This is a genomic window from Streptomyces sp. T39 (genome assembly GCF_008042045.1).
Taxonomy (GTDB): domain Bacteria; phylum Actinomycetota; class Actinomycetes; order Streptomycetales; family Streptomycetaceae; genus Streptomyces.
In genome coordinates this window covers 1-1,222 of the sequence record NZ_RDBP01000171.1, presented here as the reverse complement: position 1 = coordinate 1,222, position 1,222 = coordinate 1, and the positions used below count along the sequence as shown (strand labels likewise).

Sequence of the window (1,222 nt, the reverse complement as noted above, 5' to 3'; positions counted from 1 at the left end):
CCGACGCCACCCACCGCGCGCTCATGGGACAGGCGGGCAGGCTGCTCGCCGCCACGCCGCTCGCGGACTTCCGGCGGCCCCAGCCCATGGTCTTCGTGGTGCCCGAGCACACCGCCGCGACCGTGGCGGACCACTTCCTCGGCGGCACCCTCCCCGAGGCGGGACCCGACCGGCTCGCCGAACTCCGCACCGCCTGGCCCGGTTTCGCGCCGCGCCCCGGGGAGACCGTCCTCGACGCGGGGGACCGGTGCGCGCTCCTCGACGTACCCGGCTGGATCGGGGCCGTCCTCGGCGGCGCCGTGGTGGGGCCGCTCCGGCAGGCCGAGGGCGTGCAGGGCCCGTTCGGCGAGGGCGGGGGCGAACCGGACGCCCGAGCCGGAGCCGCCGGTGATCCAGGCGAGGCCGGGGGCCTCGGCGGCCCGCCCGACCCGGGGCAGCCGGCCGGGGGTGTAGGCGTCGGGGAAGCACCGGCCGCCGGTGACCTGGCCGGCGAGTGCGGGCAGCCTGCGGGCGAGGGCCCGGACGCCCTCGGCCCGTTCGTCGTCGGGCAGTCCGGCGGCGGGGGCCTCGCCGTGGTGCAGCAGCCGTCGGGCGGCGAAGCTCACCAGCGGGACCGGTCCGGGGAGGACGAAGAGGTCGTCCTCCAGGAACACGGCCCCCGGGGCGCCCGGCCCGCCGGGCGCGGAGCCGGGGCGCAGGTGGAGGGCCGCGACGAGCTTGGCACGGGTGGGGTGCGTGGCCACCGGGGCGGCGCCGGGTGCGGTGACGACCTCGGGGGCCGGCCAGGGGCCGGTCGCCAGCAGGACCCGGCGGGCGCGCAGCACGGGCCCCTCCGCCGTCCGGGCCGCCCAGGCGTCGCCGTCGCGGTGCACCTGGGTGACGGTGGTGCCGGTCAGCGTCCCGGGCGCGGGCACACCGGGCAGGGCGCCGCCGAGGACGGCCCCGATCCAGCCGGGTACGTCGAGGAGCGCGCACCGGTCCCCCGCGTCGAGGACGGTCTCCCCGGGGCGCGGCGCGAAACCGGGCCAGGCGGTGCGGAGTTCGGCGAGCCGGTCGGGTCCCGCCTCGGGGAGGGTGCCGCCGAGGAAGTGGTCCGCCACGGTCGCGGCGGTGTGCTCGGGCACCACGAAGACCATGGGCTGGGGCCGCCGGAAGTCCGCGAGCGGCGTGGCGGCGAGCAGCCTGCCCGCCTGTCCCATGAGCGCGCGGTGGGTGGCGTCGG

At 80.0% G+C, this 1,222-nt stretch carries 1 protein-coding gene; it reads right to left on the bottom strand.

Annotation, left to right across the window (positions count from 1 at the left end; genetic code table 11):
- Positions 1 to 1,222: FAD-dependent oxidoreductase (locus EAO77_RS39200; protein ID WP_187283577.1), on the bottom strand; the 1,222-nt coding region annotated here is incomplete at both ends.